Annotated in this window: 13 protein-coding genes and 1 pseudogene; 3 read left to right on the top strand and 11 right to left on the bottom strand. The window is 64.2% G+C overall.

The window, feature by feature from the left end:
• Positions 1-129: ATP-binding protein (locus tag ACG74X_RS19700; protein WP_411237033.1), on the bottom strand; the 129-nt coding region annotated here is incomplete at its 3' end.
• 181 nt (positions 130-310) lie between these two features.
• Here ACG74X_RS19700 and ACG74X_RS19695 point away from each other — a divergent pair.
• The 3 genes from ACG74X_RS19695 to ACG74X_RS19685 are packed head-to-tail and all read left to right on the top strand — an operon-like array spanning position 311 to position 3,706.
• A complete protein-coding gene (locus tag ACG74X_RS19695; protein ID WP_411237030.1) occupies positions 311-1,939 on the top strand; it encodes a transposase in 1,629 nt (542 codons plus the stop codon).
• Entirely contained in the window at positions 1,917-2,774 is an 858-nt protein-coding gene (locus ACG74X_RS19690; RefSeq protein ID WP_411237029.1) for a TniB family NTP-binding protein, read from the top strand. Before ACG74X_RS19695 ends, ACG74X_RS19690 begins: the two co-directional genes overlap by 23 nt.
• The gene (locus tag ACG74X_RS19685) at positions 2,720-3,706 is read left to right on the top strand and encodes a TniQ family protein (RefSeq protein ID WP_411237028.1); all 987 of its coding nucleotides are present in this window, start codon (positions 2,720-2,722) and stop codon (positions 3,704-3,706) included. Before ACG74X_RS19690 ends, ACG74X_RS19685 begins: the two co-directional genes overlap by 55 nt.
• Positions 3,707-3,819: 113 nt before the next feature.
• On the opposite strand, the pseudogene ACG74X_RS19680 reads toward ACG74X_RS19685, so the two are convergent.
• The 10 genes and pseudogenes from ACG74X_RS19680 to ACG74X_RS19635 form a co-directional block, all read right to left on the bottom strand.
• Positions 3,820-4,964: pseudogene (locus ACG74X_RS19680) on the bottom strand (IS3 family transposase).
• A 78-nt stretch (positions 4,965-5,042) separates the two neighbouring features.
• Entirely contained in the window at positions 5,043-5,774 is a 732-nt protein-coding gene (locus ACG74X_RS19675) for an HAD family hydrolase (protein WP_411237027.1), read from the bottom strand.
• Positions 5,775-5,777: 3 nt separating this feature from the next.
• Entirely contained in the window at positions 5,778-6,440 is a 663-nt protein-coding gene (locus ACG74X_RS19670; RefSeq protein ID WP_411237026.1) for an SDR family oxidoreductase, read from the bottom strand.
• Positions 6,421-7,881, bottom strand: a complete 1,461-nt coding sequence (locus ACG74X_RS19665; RefSeq protein ID WP_411237025.1) for a hypothetical protein — start codon at positions 7,879-7,881, stop codon at positions 6,421-6,423. The genes ACG74X_RS19670 and ACG74X_RS19665 overlap by 20 nt, the downstream gene beginning before the upstream one ends.
• Positions 7,881-8,846 (bottom strand): ADP-ribosylglycohydrolase family protein, encoded by a 966-nt coding sequence (locus tag ACG74X_RS19660; protein WP_411237024.1) that lies wholly within the window; start codon positions 8,844-8,846, stop codon positions 7,881-7,883. Before ACG74X_RS19660 ends, ACG74X_RS19665 begins: the two co-directional genes overlap by 1 nt.
• Complete coding sequence (locus tag ACG74X_RS19655) at positions 8,833-9,732, bottom strand: aminoglycoside phosphotransferase family protein (RefSeq protein ID WP_411237023.1); 900 nt, start codon at positions 9,730-9,732, stop codon at positions 8,833-8,835. Before ACG74X_RS19655 ends, ACG74X_RS19660 begins: the two co-directional genes overlap by 14 nt.
• Entirely contained in the window at positions 9,680-10,555 is an 876-nt protein-coding gene (locus ACG74X_RS19650; RefSeq protein ID WP_411237022.1) for a phosphotransferase family protein, read from the bottom strand. Before ACG74X_RS19650 ends, ACG74X_RS19655 begins: the two co-directional genes overlap by 53 nt.
• Positions 10,552-11,553, bottom strand: coding sequence for a Gfo/Idh/MocA family protein (locus ACG74X_RS19645; protein WP_411237021.1), 1,002 nt, complete (start codon positions 11,551-11,553; stop codon positions 10,552-10,554). The genes ACG74X_RS19650 and ACG74X_RS19645 overlap by 4 nt, the downstream gene beginning before the upstream one ends.
• Positions 11,550-12,302, bottom strand: a complete 753-nt coding sequence (locus ACG74X_RS19640; RefSeq protein WP_411237020.1) for a hypothetical protein — start codon at positions 12,300-12,302, stop codon at positions 11,550-11,552. The genes ACG74X_RS19645 and ACG74X_RS19640 overlap by 4 nt, the downstream gene beginning before the upstream one ends.
• Positions 12,299-13,570 (bottom strand): hypothetical protein, encoded by a 1,272-nt coding sequence (locus ACG74X_RS19635; RefSeq protein WP_411237019.1) that lies wholly within the window; start codon positions 13,568-13,570, stop codon positions 12,299-12,301. Before ACG74X_RS19635 ends, ACG74X_RS19640 begins: the two co-directional genes overlap by 4 nt.
• Positions 13,571-13,579 lie beyond the last annotated feature (9 nt).

The following is a 13,579-nucleotide window of genomic DNA, read 5'->3' as shown; positions in this document are numbered from 1 at the left end:
GGAATGATCCAGACGTGCGGCCTGGTGGGCGAAGGCGCAGGCAAGCCAGGTCTTGCCGGTGCCGGTTTGGCCAGTAAGGATGATTTGTTCGCGGGCCTTGATCCAGTCGCCTTGCGCGAGCGCGAGGATCTGACGCCGGTTGTCACTGTACCCTAATTAATCAGAATCGCGCTTGAAATTATCGTTTGTTTTCAGGAGCTTGTTGTACCCTTTATTTTCATATTGTACCGTTTATTACCATACTGTACCTTTAATTAGCATACAGTCAGCTCTGTGGATAAGTGCTGACCAGTCGGGGTAGGGGATTGGCTTGGTCAGCGAACGTCTTGCAAAACATCGAGCTTCGGTCCTCCGCCCGATCCTGGAGCTTGAAAAGAGGGGTGAGCCGATCAGTGCTGTAATCGGAGATGCCGCCTGGGAACTGGGTTTGGCGAAAAGCCATACCTGGTCGCTTTACCACCGTTTGCGCGAAAATGACGGGCGGGCTGCGGCGCTGGAGCTCTCGCGCCGCGGGCCGAAACTGGGGTCGAAACGGATCGCGCGAGAAGTTGAAGACATTATCGATGCGAGCCTGCGACGCTACTATCTCGTCCGCGAGCGTTCGAGCTTTTTGCGCATCTGGCGGGAGATCCGTTCGGAATGTGAGGCGAAGGGTTTTCAGCCTCCGACGCGAAAGACAGTGAAAGCTCGGCTCGATGCAATGGATGAGAAAGAGGTTGTCCGAAAGCGCCATGGCGCAAAGGAGGCGATCACGACCTTTGCAGCGCGTCCCGGTCGGCTTGCAGTCGGAACGCCGCTGGATGTCGTTCAGATCGATCACACTTTGGCAGATATCATTTTGGTCGATCACGTGGATCGGCGACCGCTTGCGCGCCCCTATTTGACGGTCGCAATCGATGTCGCGACCCGGATCGTTCTTGGGGCCTTTGTCAGCTTTGATGCGCCGTCGGTCTTGTCTATCGCGCTTTGCCTCGATCACTGCGTGCGCCGGAAATCAGTCCACGTCCCCGGGACGCTGGAAGAGTTAGTCTGGCCAACGTCCGGTATCCCGAAGGCAATCCATGTCGACAACGCCCAGGAGTTCCATAGCGAGGCGTTCTCATCGGCATGCGAAGATTGGGGCATCGCCGTCGAGTACCGCGCGCCTGGTGCAACACACTTCGGTGGTCACATCGAACGTCTGATTGGGACGGCCATGGGGGCTGTTCATGTGCTGCCCGGAACCACACAGTATTCGGCGGCCGAGAAGGGCGACTACGACAGCGAGAAACATGCGGCATTGACCTTGGCGGAGTTCGAAGACTGGCTTCATCTGGAGATTTGTCGCTACCACAATACGCGTCACGAGGCACTCGGTCGAACGCCGCTGGCTACCTGGGCTGACTTGGGTGGAGATACCGCGGGACGGCAGGTCGTTGACGTCGAAGCCTTCCGGATCAGCTTCCTGCCATTCGAGTGGCGCCAACTCGGGCGTACCGGGATCACGCTTTTTGGGGTGCACTACTGGAGCGACATCTTCGCGTCGTTGGTCGGACGCGGGCAGGGCAAGGTGCAGGTGAAGTACGACCCGAGGGATCTGTCGCAGGTCCGGGTCCTCGTCGATGATGGCCGCATGATCCCGGCGCGGTATCGTGATCTGAGCCACCCGCGAATATCGCTATGGGAAAGTCGTCGGGCACGGAAAGAATGGCAGGACAAGCATGGCGGTCGGATCAATGAGAAGGCCCTGTTCCAGGTGATCGACGCGCAGAGACGACTGGCCGAGGCGGCGCGCCAAAAGACAAGGACGGCACGACTTGAAAGCGAACGCGAGATGCGGCTTCCCAAGCACCAGCCGCGCCGCGATCCATCCCGGGAGATGTTTGCGATCGACACAGGCAACCCTGACCTTCCCACCTATCCGATTGAAGAGTTTGATGACCCCAGACGAAAGAATTGACCGCATCCGCAGCGATCACTGGATCGCATTCGACCGCGCCACGATTGTTCTCAACCGATTGACATCCTTGATGGAAATATCGCGGCAAAGCCGGATGCCTGGCCTAATGGTCTATGGAAGTTCCGGCATCGGCAAGACGATGATCGCCAAGCGGATGGCCAGCAAGTATCCGACACAATACAACGCTGAGCTGGGCATCACGAAGACCCCCATCCTGCTGGTTCAGGCGCCGCCGGCCCCGGACGAGCGACGGTTCTATCAGCATATCCTGTCGACGATCGGAGCGCCGATGTGGGGACGTCATACCGTGTCCGAACTTGAGATCCGTGCCCTCAGCCATTTACGAGACATGGACTTAAAGATGCTGATGATCGACGAAGTGCACAACCTGCTTGCGGGCAGTTACCGTGAGCAACGTCGGTTCCTGAACATGCTACGCTTCTTGGCCAATGATCTGTGCGCGTCACTGGTCGTCTTCGGTGTCAACGAAGCCCTCGAGGCCGTCCGCGGTGACGATCAATTGGCCCGTCGGCTAGACGAACACTACCTGCCGCTTTGGGACGACGACATTGAGTTCTCTCGACTCATCCAGACGCTGATTGCCGCGATGGCGCTCGAGCAGCGGTCAGGTCTGATGGTTGCTTCGCTTCGGACGATCCTGAAGGTGACCGGCGGTGTCACCTCGCGCGTGTTCATCATGATCAAGTCTTTAACCGTTGAAGCAATCGAGATGGGTGAGGAACGGATCACTGACGAGGCGGTTCAGTCCTGGCAGCCAATATGGGCAAAGCACGCCTGGAGCATTCCGCGTCAGCCCATGGCGGAGTTTGGGTGATCCTCAAACCGTTACCGCGTCGTCCGCTGCCGGTACGCGACGAACTGCTCTCGAGCTGGATCAGGCGATTGGCCCAGGCCAATCATTGTTCTGTCGAAGACTTCTGCGGCTATCTCGGATTGGGGCAGGGTAGGGTGCCGGAGCTTATGAAAGATCTCCGACAGGTGAACTGGGCTCGCCTCTGTTCGGTGGTTCAACGGACCCAGGATGAGATCGAGGCAATGACTCTTCCGGACACGACGCATTTACCCATGCAATGCATATCGCATGACGACTTCCAGATTTGCGAAAGCTGTAGGGATCAGAGGCCGGGAGTGATCTTACGGCACTGGCGTTTCGCCTGGTCGCTGACCTGCGGAAACTGTGGTCAAACCCTTGTGGCGCGGCATCCGTCAGATGGTCTATCAGACAGGCTGCGCCTCCGCGCTGCTCGCGGCGCAGCAGTGCTGAAGACCGCGGTTCAAGCGAACGATCTCAGACGCATGCGCCGGATTGGCCGTACGTTCGCTGTTCTGAAGATACTCGGTTTGGAATATCCTGCCTCGTTCGCGTCTCGGTACAAGTTGCAAAGATCAGAGGCACTCGCAGCAATCGAAGTGTGCACAAACCGTCCGTTGTTGGGCGCAGCGATCCTAATGTGCGGAAACGACAGAGCGTTCTGGGAACTTCGCCGCGCCTTTCCTCAACACCGACGGTTGATGGAGAAGGTGCGCAAGCTGTCGCAGGACCTCGAGAGACGTCTTCCGCGCCAACAGAAAGCAGAGGCTGCACCAAAGCAAGAAGCAGTCATAGCAATCCGACCAGTTGCGTCCGAAGGTGCCTTGCAGGCAGCTCGTCAGGCCATCTCTGAGCTCGGTCTCAATGCAGATCGTCAGGCGCTTCTGGCGCGAGCCGATACAATCTGGAAAAGCCAAGGCTGTGTCAGCCACTGACGCCGATGCCTGTGGATATATTGCAATTAAGGATACAAAAAACGCCGAAGAGGCGTCCAATCCGTAGAATCTGATTAATTAGGGTACAGTGACACGCGTATAGGTTATTGGCCTCATGCGGCCTGCTTTTGCAACGTCATTTTGGCTACGAACTCGTTTGGCGTGAGGTTGCCTAATGACGAATGCGGTCGGTTTTGGTTGTAGTCGTCCTTCCATGTTGTGATCTCTGATTTGGCCTCTTCGAGGGATGAGAACAGCGTCTCGTTCAGACATTCGTCCCGGAAACTGCCGTTGAAACTTTCAACGAAGGCGTTCTGGGTAGGCTTCCCCGGAGCGATATAGTGCCAGTCGATCTTGGTTTTTTGGCACCATTCGAGCACAGCTGAACTGGTCATTTCTGTTCCGTTATCACTGACAATTGTTGTGGGCATCCCACGCACCTGAATGATCGCGTCCAACTCCCGTGTCAGCCGTGCGCCCGACAACGATGTGTCCGGAACAAGCGCCAAGCATTCCCGGCTAAAATCATCGACCACGGCCAGCACGCGGAATTTGCGTCCATCTGTGAAGGCGTCAGACACGAAGTCCAAGGACCAACGCTCGTTGATTGTCTCTGGCACGACCATTGGACGTCGTGTGCCCAACGCTCGCTTTCCTCCGCCACGTTTGCGCACCTGAAGCCCTTCTTCGCGATACAATCGCCGCAGCGTTCCGGCCTACAAACGATCCCCCAGATCGTTTGCTTGACGGCCTCCAATTTGGTTCATACGGCAGCCTTGACGCTCCAGCATGATGTGAATGCGCCGGTAGCCGAAACGCCGCCGTTCGGCAGCGACTTCTTTCATGGCCTTGCGTAGCTTGGCATCGTCTGGCCGGGTGCTGCAATACCGCACACTCGACCGATCAACTGCCAGCACATTACACGCCCGCCGCTGACTCACCCCGTGCTGATCACACAGATGAACCACCGCTTTGCGCCTTTCGGTGGGCGTCACCACTTTCGCGACGCGACATCCTTAAGCATCGCATTGTCTAACATCTGTTCGGCCAACAGCTTCTTGAGCTTGGCGTTCTCGTCTTCCAGCGACTTCAGTCTCCGGGCATCTGACACATCCATGCCGCCGAACTTTGATTTGTATTTGTAAAAAGAGGCTGTGCTGATGCCGTGCTTGCGGCACAGCTCAGCTGTGGGCACGCCGCCTTCCTGTTCCTTGATCATGCCGATGATCTGTTCTTCGCTGAACCGTGACTTCTTCATTTTCCATCTCCAAAACTTGGGACGGATCCTGCTCAAAAATGGAGGAGATTTAAGGTCTCAGGTCACGCGATATCATCCCTAGACGGGGCGTGCGCGGCCTGCCCTGTGCAGAACTCGTGGCAACAGGACGTCAAACTCTGCCTCGGTCGCGAAACAGCCCGCGATCCTTGAGGGCAGGGGGCGGGGTAGGGGGCGTGTCACCAGCGTCTGACAGAGCAGGGTCTGCCACCGGGACGCGCTGCGCGGCACGTCCTGGTCTGAGCAATCGCCGATGTGAATGCGCGGTGTCCCCGCAGGCACCAGCTGCGCCGCCGCGTCAAAGGGCGCAGGGTCCGGCTTGGCCGCGCCAACCTCGTCCGACCCGATCCAGGTCAGCCCCTGCATCGGGTCCTGGGGAAGGCCGGAGCGTTCGGCCAGGAGGCGTCTGCAGGTTTGCCCATCGCTCCATCCCGTGTTCGAGACCACGGCCACCCTGTGGTCGGCAGCGAGCTGGGGCAACCGTCGCAGCAACCAGTCGTTGAGGTGCATCTGCTGATCCAGCAGGCTGTCGCTGAGGCGCCGGGCCGTATCGCGGAGGGCATCGTTATCGCTGGGGCGGTCGAGGCGCCGGGCGATGTCGCGGAGGCGGTCTTCAACCGACAGGGTGGCATGGGCGCGCCCGCCAAAGCGCCCCATCTCCTGCGCGGCAAGCGCGGGCGGGATCGACCAGAGGCGCGCCAGCAGGGCCGCGCGATTGCGACGGCTGGCGCCGCGATCCCGCGAGCGCACCAACGTGTCCCAGAAATCCAGCGTCAGGAGGGCGCGGGGCATGGCTCAGGTGGCTTGGCCCCGGTGGGCCTCGATATACTGGCCCGAGATATGCCGCGCCTCGGGGCTGGTTAGCATCTCAAAGAGCGCCAGGTTCTCGGCCACATCGGGATAGCTGGCCGTGCCCGCCGCAGCCGACCGGCGGAGGTTGAGGTCGACCTTGTGGCGACGGTGCTTGGCGTTCACGCCGCCCTCAAATGTGACGCCCACCGCATTGACGGTTACGGGGGCGGCCCGGAGCTCGGCAGCATAGCAGCGCGCCATATGGGACAGCGCGGCCTTGGTCACGCAGTAGGGGCCGAGATATCGCAAGGGCATCTCTGCTCCCTGGGAGCTGACCAGAACTACGGCGCCGCCCTTGGCCTTCATGCCGGGCAACAGGTGTCGCAGGATGGTCGCCGCGGCGCGCACGTTGATCGACCAGTTCAGGTCCCAGGCGGCGTCAGTCAGGCTATCGATGGGGCCGACACCCGCATCCGTGGCTGCCGCGTGGATAAAGGCGCCATAGGGGCTACGGGCGTTGTTAAGATGGGCGCCGAGCCGTTTCGACAGGGGCGCAGCGGAGAAGTCGGGGCAGCGCAGATGCGTATATCGGGGGTTGACGCAGGCCGCCGCACCGCGCGAGACCCCGGTGACCTGCCAGCCATCGTCAAGGTAGCGCTGTGTCAAGGCAGCCCCGAGATGGCCAGTGGCCCCAGTGATCATGATGGTCCGCAAGGGGGATCTCCATTTCGGTTTCAGTATCGATGAAAGCGGCCAACATCTCGGAGCAGCGCAGCATCATGGCGCGCGCCCGTGTGCCGTCGGTTGCATGGATCGGCAGGGCGGAGGCGATCAACGCCATCTCGATCAGAAAAATATCGCGGATCGGGCCTCCCTCCGCCTGCAGGAGGTGGTCAAGATCGGCAACCATCGCCGGGTCCACCCAGGGCAGGAAGTCCAGCTCCCACCGGTCCGGCCCGCGCGGGGTCAGGCGGAACAACCCATGGGCAAAGCAATCGTATTGAAAGTGATAGGAATGACGCAGCTTGGCCAGATCGTAGCGCACATCGCCCTCGCGCGGGTCGGCGGCCTGCCCGAAGGCGCCGCGCGGGTCAATCAGCCGCAGATGCGATCCGCCGAGCGACACCATGATGTTTGAGAAGTGGAAATCTCCGTGGATATGTCCCCAAAGCGGCCGGTCGGCGACAGGCTCGAGCCGGGTCAATAGCGCGTCGGCCAAAGCACGGAAGGGCGGCAGGCGGCAGCCGTTCACCCATTGGGGCCGTGCGGCCATGCGGGAAAGCTCGGGATCGGTGAGCAGGGTCTCCAGGCGCTTTCGGGTCTTGGTGACGAGCATGATACGCGCCGAGGCCCGCTGTGCCGCCGGGGGTGTTGCGATGTCGCCCCGGCTCCAGAACAGCGCACGCATCTGGGCGATCATGCGGCGCGTAACCTCGGGCAGCCGGTGGGTGATGCCGGGGTCGCTGAGCAGCGCCTCGGCGAAGGTCATCCAGGGGACATGCTCCAACAGCAAACCATCGCCTCGGCGACCGCGATAGAGGGCGAGGCGCGCCTGATCGGGCGAGAGGTGCTCGTACCAGGAGCGCTCCTGCGTGAGGTCGGCCTTGCGGGAGCGTTTGAGCACCTGCCCGCAGGGCAGGCGCGTGACGCTGTTGTGTGACCGTACGGTGAAGACGCCATCCAGCCACATGTCACATGTTTCGCTGTCGGGCGACCGGTTGGCGACAGGCCTGGCCCACAGCGCCGGACAGGCGCGCAGCGGCAGGCCCGGGGGGATCGGTCGCGGGACCGGGCGGCGGGTGATCACCAGTGCGCCGTCCGGGGTGTTGCGGATCCGTTCGAGCGTCTGCGGCCCGTCGCCGGGCCCCACCAGGGCCGATAGCGGGGTCTTGCCCGTCACCCACAGCAGGCGCAGCCGCCCTGAGCTGCCGCTGGCCATCTGGGTCAGGACCCGCTGCGCCCAGTCGGACGCAGTGTCGCAGCTGACATGGAGGGGCGCATCCGACGCCCCCTGCCAGCGCTGGCTGAGCAGGCGGATCAACGCGCGCAGCGCCTGCCCCCGCCGGGGCAGGTTCCGCAGGATCAACAGGGTGACAGTCGCGGCCATCAGGCGGCCCTATCCGCCAGCAGTAGGTGAGGCGCCCCGTTCGCGGTGCACCAATCCTCGACCAGCTGCGCGCCCAGGGTGGTTGGCAAGGGATCTCCGAAGGCGCCGAGCAGCGCCGCCAGCATCGCCCCGGTCGAATCAATGTCCCAACGTGGTGCGCGGCGCAGGATGGTCTGGCACAGGGTCTCGGGCTGACCAAAGCCGAAGGCCGCCATGGCGATGGCGAAGACGGGCGAGGAATTGGCACCCACATGCAGGCCGATGTAATGTTCCAACCGGTCGGCCATGTCGGCGACACCCCGCGCCCGGGCGCGCAGCTCCAGCGCGCTGCGCAGGGCGCACCAGAAGGCCGCGCCGCCATCGAGGATGTCGCGCAACTCCCGCTCCAGCTGCACGGTCTGCATCACGGCGTCGTCCAAAGTGTCCCCGGCCATGGCCCGTTGGAAGAGCAGGCCGAAAACAACGGCAGCCGTCAGCGCATTGTGATCGCCATGGGTAATCGAGACCAGCTTGACGGTTTCGAACACCAGTTCACCCGGCGCATCGGGGCCAGCGGCGTGGGCCGCGGCGAGACTGCGCAGGACGGCGCCATTGGTGGCGCCATCCACTGCCTGGGGAATGCGCCGGGGACAGGCTCGCAGCTTGTTGATCTGATAGCCCCCCCGGCTGTCGGAGGCCCGCAGCGCCGCGGCGTAGGCATCGCGGTTGATATGCCCGGCCGGGCCGGCCGTGCGCAGCGCCAGCAACGGTAGGATGGTATCGTCGCTGATGGCAAAGCGCGGATCTTCGGGGCGGCCGCCCGACAGGGCCACCTCGAGGAGGGCGGCGTCAGCGGGGGACAGCGTGCTGCGGCAGCGCTTGTCCACGAAACCGCCCAGTGCATCGCCCTGGGCCATGGCCCGCAGCGCGCGGCGCAGCGCGACCCGCACCCCGCTGGTGGGTGTGGCTGTTTCAGTCGCGGACATGGGGAACCTCCAGCTTGGCGCCGGTCAGACGCTCTATATGGGTCAGGGCGGAGTGGACATGGGGCAGATAGCTGGGGGTGCCAAAGGTGGCGTAGTAATCTAGCGCTCCGATCATGTGCAGTAGGGAATGGAAGCGCAGCGCGGGCAGCATGACCTCCGGGAAGGTGGTGCGCAGGCCCGTCAGTGCGGCGGGGCGCCGCCACAGGTCGAACCGCCAGGCCAGTTTGCCCAGGTCGCTGACGGCGGGGCCCCATTTGGCCTGATCGAAGTCCACCAGCGTCAGCTGCCCGGTCCCGCCGAGCAGCACATTCGCCGGTTTCAGATCATGGTGGAGCAAGCCGCAGGGCAGGCGCGGCTCCAACTGGGTCAGCCCATCAGCCAGGGCGTCGCGCAGCCGGGAGACCGCCTTGGCCGGACCCCGCACCGCGCCGATCCGCTGGGGCAGCTTGGCGGCGAGATAACTACGCCAAGTGTCAGCGCCCGTCCCTGCGCGTGTGCTCGGCGGATCGGCCAGGGGGCCAACACCCGCAGCCGGGATCGACTGAAGCTTTCGGATCAGGCCGAAAAGTTGCGGTAGCGCGGCCTGTCGCTGCGCATCGGGCAGCTGGTCAAGGGGCGTGCCGGGGCAATGGCCGATGGTATGGGTCAGGGTGGCCCCGTCGCTGTGCAGCAGGGCGGGCGCGATCCCGCTGCCGTCCAGCAGGGATAGAGCAATACGCTCGCATTCATAATTGGCGCGGCGGGCGTAGGTCTTGTGATAGGCCCAGACGGCGCAGTTGCGCAGGACCGGGCGGATGCGGTTTTCGTAACTGGAATCGGGGCTGGTAAGGGCGTTAGGCATGGTGCGCGACCTCCCGGTCCAGGCGATCCAGCAGGGATTGGCCATGGGCGCGGAAGTGGGCATCTTCGATCCGGCTGCAATAGAGCATGATGCCGATCACCGCCCAGAGCCGGACCGGCCAGAGCATCTCATCGGTCAGCGGCAGCCCCGCGCAACCGTCGCCGTAGCCCGCCAGAAAGGCCGCGCGCTGCGGCGGTGCCGCCAGCTCCCGGTCCCAGAGCTTGGCGAAATCCAGGATCGGATGGCCTGCGCGCGCATGTTCGAAGTCAAAGACACACAGAGTGTCATCCGGCAGGCGGCCCACATTTCGCAGCCCGAAATCGCCATGGACCAGCGCACAGGCCCCGCCATAGGCGGCAAGCCCGTCCTCGGCCAGGGCGCGGGTGGCTAGCCTGGTCAGGCGGGGCGCCTCGGGGTGGGTGCGAGGCAGGCGCGACATGCTGCGTGCCAAGACCTCGGCTAAGGTGACCGGAGGCGTCCCGAAGGCGGCTGGATCCTCGGCGAGGGTGCGGGCCCCGTGGTCGTGCAGCCCCCGCAAGGCGCGCCCCATGGCGCGGGCGTCCTCGGGGGCGGTGCCAAGGGGGCTGAGGTCGCGATGGGCGAAGATGATGGCGCAGCCCGCCGCCGGATCGTCGATCACCTCGACGACCGGCACCGCCAGAGACAATCCGACCAGCATCCGGGCCGCCGCGACTTCGTTGCCAAAGCCCGGCAGCGCACGGTTCATCGCCTTGACGAAGACCCGCGTACCGCTGCGGTGGTGGTGGTGGATCGAATAGGGACCATCGGCCCATTCGGCAGGCGACAGCCCCGCCAGCTCTTCGATCCGGCGCCGCCGCAGGTGCCAACGATTGGACGGGGCGGTCAACCGGCGGCCTCCAGACAGGTTTCCAGGATGGACATGGTGACGGAGACCGGCCCGACGGTCGGCTTTAGGTGGGTGCCGCGCATGACCTGGGCTAGGGCCTCGAATTCCTCGGCATAGCCGATCCGGCCATAGCCCCGATAGAGCGGCCCCTGTTCCCAGCTGAGCCCCGGACGGTCGCGCAACGTCCCCGGCGTGCCCGACCATGTGTCGGGGGGGAACACCTCCAACTGGCTGAGATCGCCCAGTTGCGCGACCGTCCCGTCGGAATAATACGTCGTGATCCGGGAGCCATAGAGCGAGCTACCCGACGAAAGGCTGAGATCCGCGCGCAGGCCGCCCGGCGCCGCTAGGACGATTTGGGCATGGACCCGGTTGTCCACCTGCTGCATGTCTTGGCGCGAGACCTCCGCGTCGCCAAGGTAGCTGACGGCATAGTCGATGGGATGGATGAACATGTCGGTAAAGGCCGTGGTCAGTCGACTGTCCTCCCAGCCGGGCCGTACGAGGACTTCGGGAAAGAAAGCCTGAATGTCCATGCGCTCAACCCGCAGGTCCCGCTCGGCGACCCAGGTGTCAAGGATGCTGCGGGCACGCCCATAGCGCCACATGGTGCCCACAAAGAGCGTGCTCTGCGCTTGCCGCGCTTGGTCGATCAGTGCCGCGCAACCATGGGAATCAAGGGCGGGGGGCTTTTCGACGAAGACATGCTTGCCCGCCGCCAGCGCCGCCGACGACACGCTGTAGTGCACATCGGGATCGGAGGCGACCACGACCAGATCGAAACGCCCCTCGGCCAGGGCGGTCCCGATGTCGGCATAGAGTGTCGCCGAGGGCAGCCGCTCCGCCAGGAGGGCGCGCGCCTGCGGGTCGGGGTCGACCCCGGCCACGACCTCGAAATCGGCGGAGGCGAAGATATTGGGCAGCAGGCTGCGCAGCATGTGGCGCCCGAGGCCGACGCAGCACACGGCAATGCGGTCAGTGGTAAGGATATCTTTCATCTCAAATGCTCCTGATAGTCGCGGATCTGTTGGGTGGTCCCGAGGGGGGTGAACCCGGCGGCGGGGTGGAGGGTAACCGGGTCGCTCCGTGCGATCAGGCCGTTGATGGCGGACGAAATGAAATGTTCGGCGGCATCGGGTTGATCGGAGATGGCCTGCGCCCCCGCCTCGATCAGCATCTGGCCGGTCGCAAAGAGATATGTCCCTGTCGAGGCATGGGGCGTGATGCGCCCGGTCTTTTCCAGCAGCGCTGTAATCCGGCCCGCTGCGGTCGCCTCGGCATAGCAGAGCGCCGGATCGTGGGAGCCAGCGCAGACGACGCGACAGGCGGCGCTGTCGAGACCGGCGAGGGCAGCGCTCAGGTCAAACCGCACCAGGGTGTCACAATTATGGACAAGCACAGGCGCGGCGCGGGCCGGTGCCCCCTGATCGGAGGTGAGATACTCCAGTGTCGTGGCAAGCTGACCGGGCAGCACGGCGGGCACGATATGGATCTGCGCCGCAGGCCAGCGGGACCGCAGCCGCGCCGATAGGTCGAGGCGGGCCTCATGCTCGCGCAGGATGATGAAGACCAGCGTCACCGCCGCGAGGCTCCGCCGTGGCAGGAAGGCCAACGCAAGATCCAGAATGTCGAGCCCCGGACTGACTGGGATCAGCATCTTCGGGGTCTCGGGCCAGCCATCCTGTGTCCGGGATCCGCGTCCGGCCATGGGAATGATGATATGGGGTTTGATCGGGGCGGAATTCATCGCGGAGTCTTTTCGTGGATGGCAAAGACCGGGGCGCCGCGGCGACGTTCCACCCAGACAGTTGCGGTGATGGCGATGCGGAAGGCGGCTTCGGTCAGCGTGGCAAAGGGCGCCAGCAGCCAGTCCCGCAGGCGAGGCGGGGCGATGGTGTCCTCCAACAGGCGTATCCGCAGCACCAGCAGCGTGAGCGAGACCAGCGCCTCGCCTAGCAGCCCCCCGCAGAGCAGCGCGACAGCCACGCCGGGTGCCGGACCTGCCAAGGCCAGACACAGCAGCAGACCGCCCGCGATGCGCAGGACCGGAGCGCCATCTGCGAGATAGGACCCCAAGAGGCGAAGGTGGGGTGCTCGGGCGGGGTTTGGCCTCGGGTTGGTTGGGAGCATCGCGCGCCGCTCCCGCTCCATGCCGTAGACCGCCCGGAAGATCCGGACGAACTGGCTGACCAACAGGCGCGGCGCGGCCGGTTCGGGGCTGACCAGCGGCACCCGCAGGATGCGCCGAGGCGTGCCGACCCAATCGAGCCGATAGCCCAGGGCAACATCGTCGTTGTGGGCCGGAAATCCGCCCACCCGGTGCAGCGCCCCGGTTCGGATCATCAACCCATTGCCCATGGCGGGCCGGATCAGGCGGGTTCCGGTGCGACCGCCTAGGCCCGCCTCGATCAGCAGGTTGCGCTCGAAATGGGCCAGGGAATGGAGCCATGGCAGAACCTCGGCGGCGCTCCGAGCGGAGCGTACCGGATAGATGGGAACCGTCTGGCATAGGTCCGCGCCGGCGGTGTCGGTGGTCAGCATCTCGGCGATCAGGCTGGACGGGGGCCGGGCGTCGGCGTCAAAGACCACCAGCCAAGCATCGTCGGGCGCCAGCACCTGGTCACCTTGCAGCAGGTGGTTCAGCTTGTCGGATTTGCTGCGCACCCCGGCAGGCGCATGGAGGAGCGCGATGTCTCCCTCCTCCGCCCGGAGGGACTGGGACAGCAGGTCTCGGGTCGAGCGCCCCTCGTGGGGGCCATCGGCGGCGGGGGCCTCGTGGGCGCTGGTGACGTAGCGCACCCGGATCTGTCCGGCAAAGAGGTGCTCCAAGGCGCGGAAGTGGGTCAGGCTTCGGGCAACGATCGCCTGCTCGCCGTGGCAGGGCAGGGCGATGGTCAGGCGTCTGCGGGCCTGCATCGGTACGGGCAGGCGGGCACGGGCAGGGGCGATCAGTCGCCGGGCCATGCGCCCGAGCGCCGCGCTCCGCACGAGGGACGCGACCAGCGGTAGAGCCATGGCGCCCGC

It is taken from the genome of Marivita sp. S0852 (assembly GCF_046591575.1).
Taxonomy (GTDB): Bacteria; Pseudomonadota; Alphaproteobacteria; order Rhodobacterales; family Rhodobacteraceae; genus Marivita.
This window is presented reverse-complemented; position numbering and strand designations above follow the sequence as displayed.

Coding starts and splice junctions, on each gene's coding strand:
- ACG74X_RS19655 (WP_411237023.1), bottom strand. CDS start 9,732: ATGGCCAATCCCTGCTGGATCGCCTGGACCGGGAGGTCGCGCACCATG.
- ACG74X_RS19635 (WP_411237019.1), bottom strand. CDS start 13,570: ATGGCTCTACCGCTGGTCGCGTCCCTCGTGCGGAGCGCGGCGCTCGGG.
- ACG74X_RS19640 (WP_411237020.1), bottom strand. CDS start 12,302: ATGAATTCCGCCCCGATCAAACCCCATATCATCATTCCCATGGCCGGA.
- ACG74X_RS19675 (WP_411237027.1), bottom strand. CDS start 5,774: ATGCCCCGCGCCCTCCTGACGCTGGATTTCTGGGACACGTTGGTGCGC.
- ACG74X_RS19645 (WP_411237021.1), bottom strand. CDS start 11,553: ATGAAAGATATCCTTACCACTGACCGCATTGCCGTGTGCTGCGTCGGC.
- ACG74X_RS19660 (WP_411237024.1), bottom strand. CDS start 8,846: ATGTCCGCGACTGAAACAGCCACACCCACCAGCGGGGTGCGGGTCGCG.
- ACG74X_RS19690 (WP_411237029.1), top strand. CDS start 1,917: ATGACCCCAGACGAAAGAATTGACCGCATCCGCAGCGATCACTGGATC.
- ACG74X_RS19665 (WP_411237025.1), bottom strand. CDS start 7,881: ATGGCCGCGACTGTCACCCTGTTGATCCTGCGGAACCTGCCCCGGCGG.
- ACG74X_RS19685 (WP_411237028.1), top strand. CDS start 2,720: ATGGGCAAAGCACGCCTGGAGCATTCCGCGTCAGCCCATGGCGGAGTT.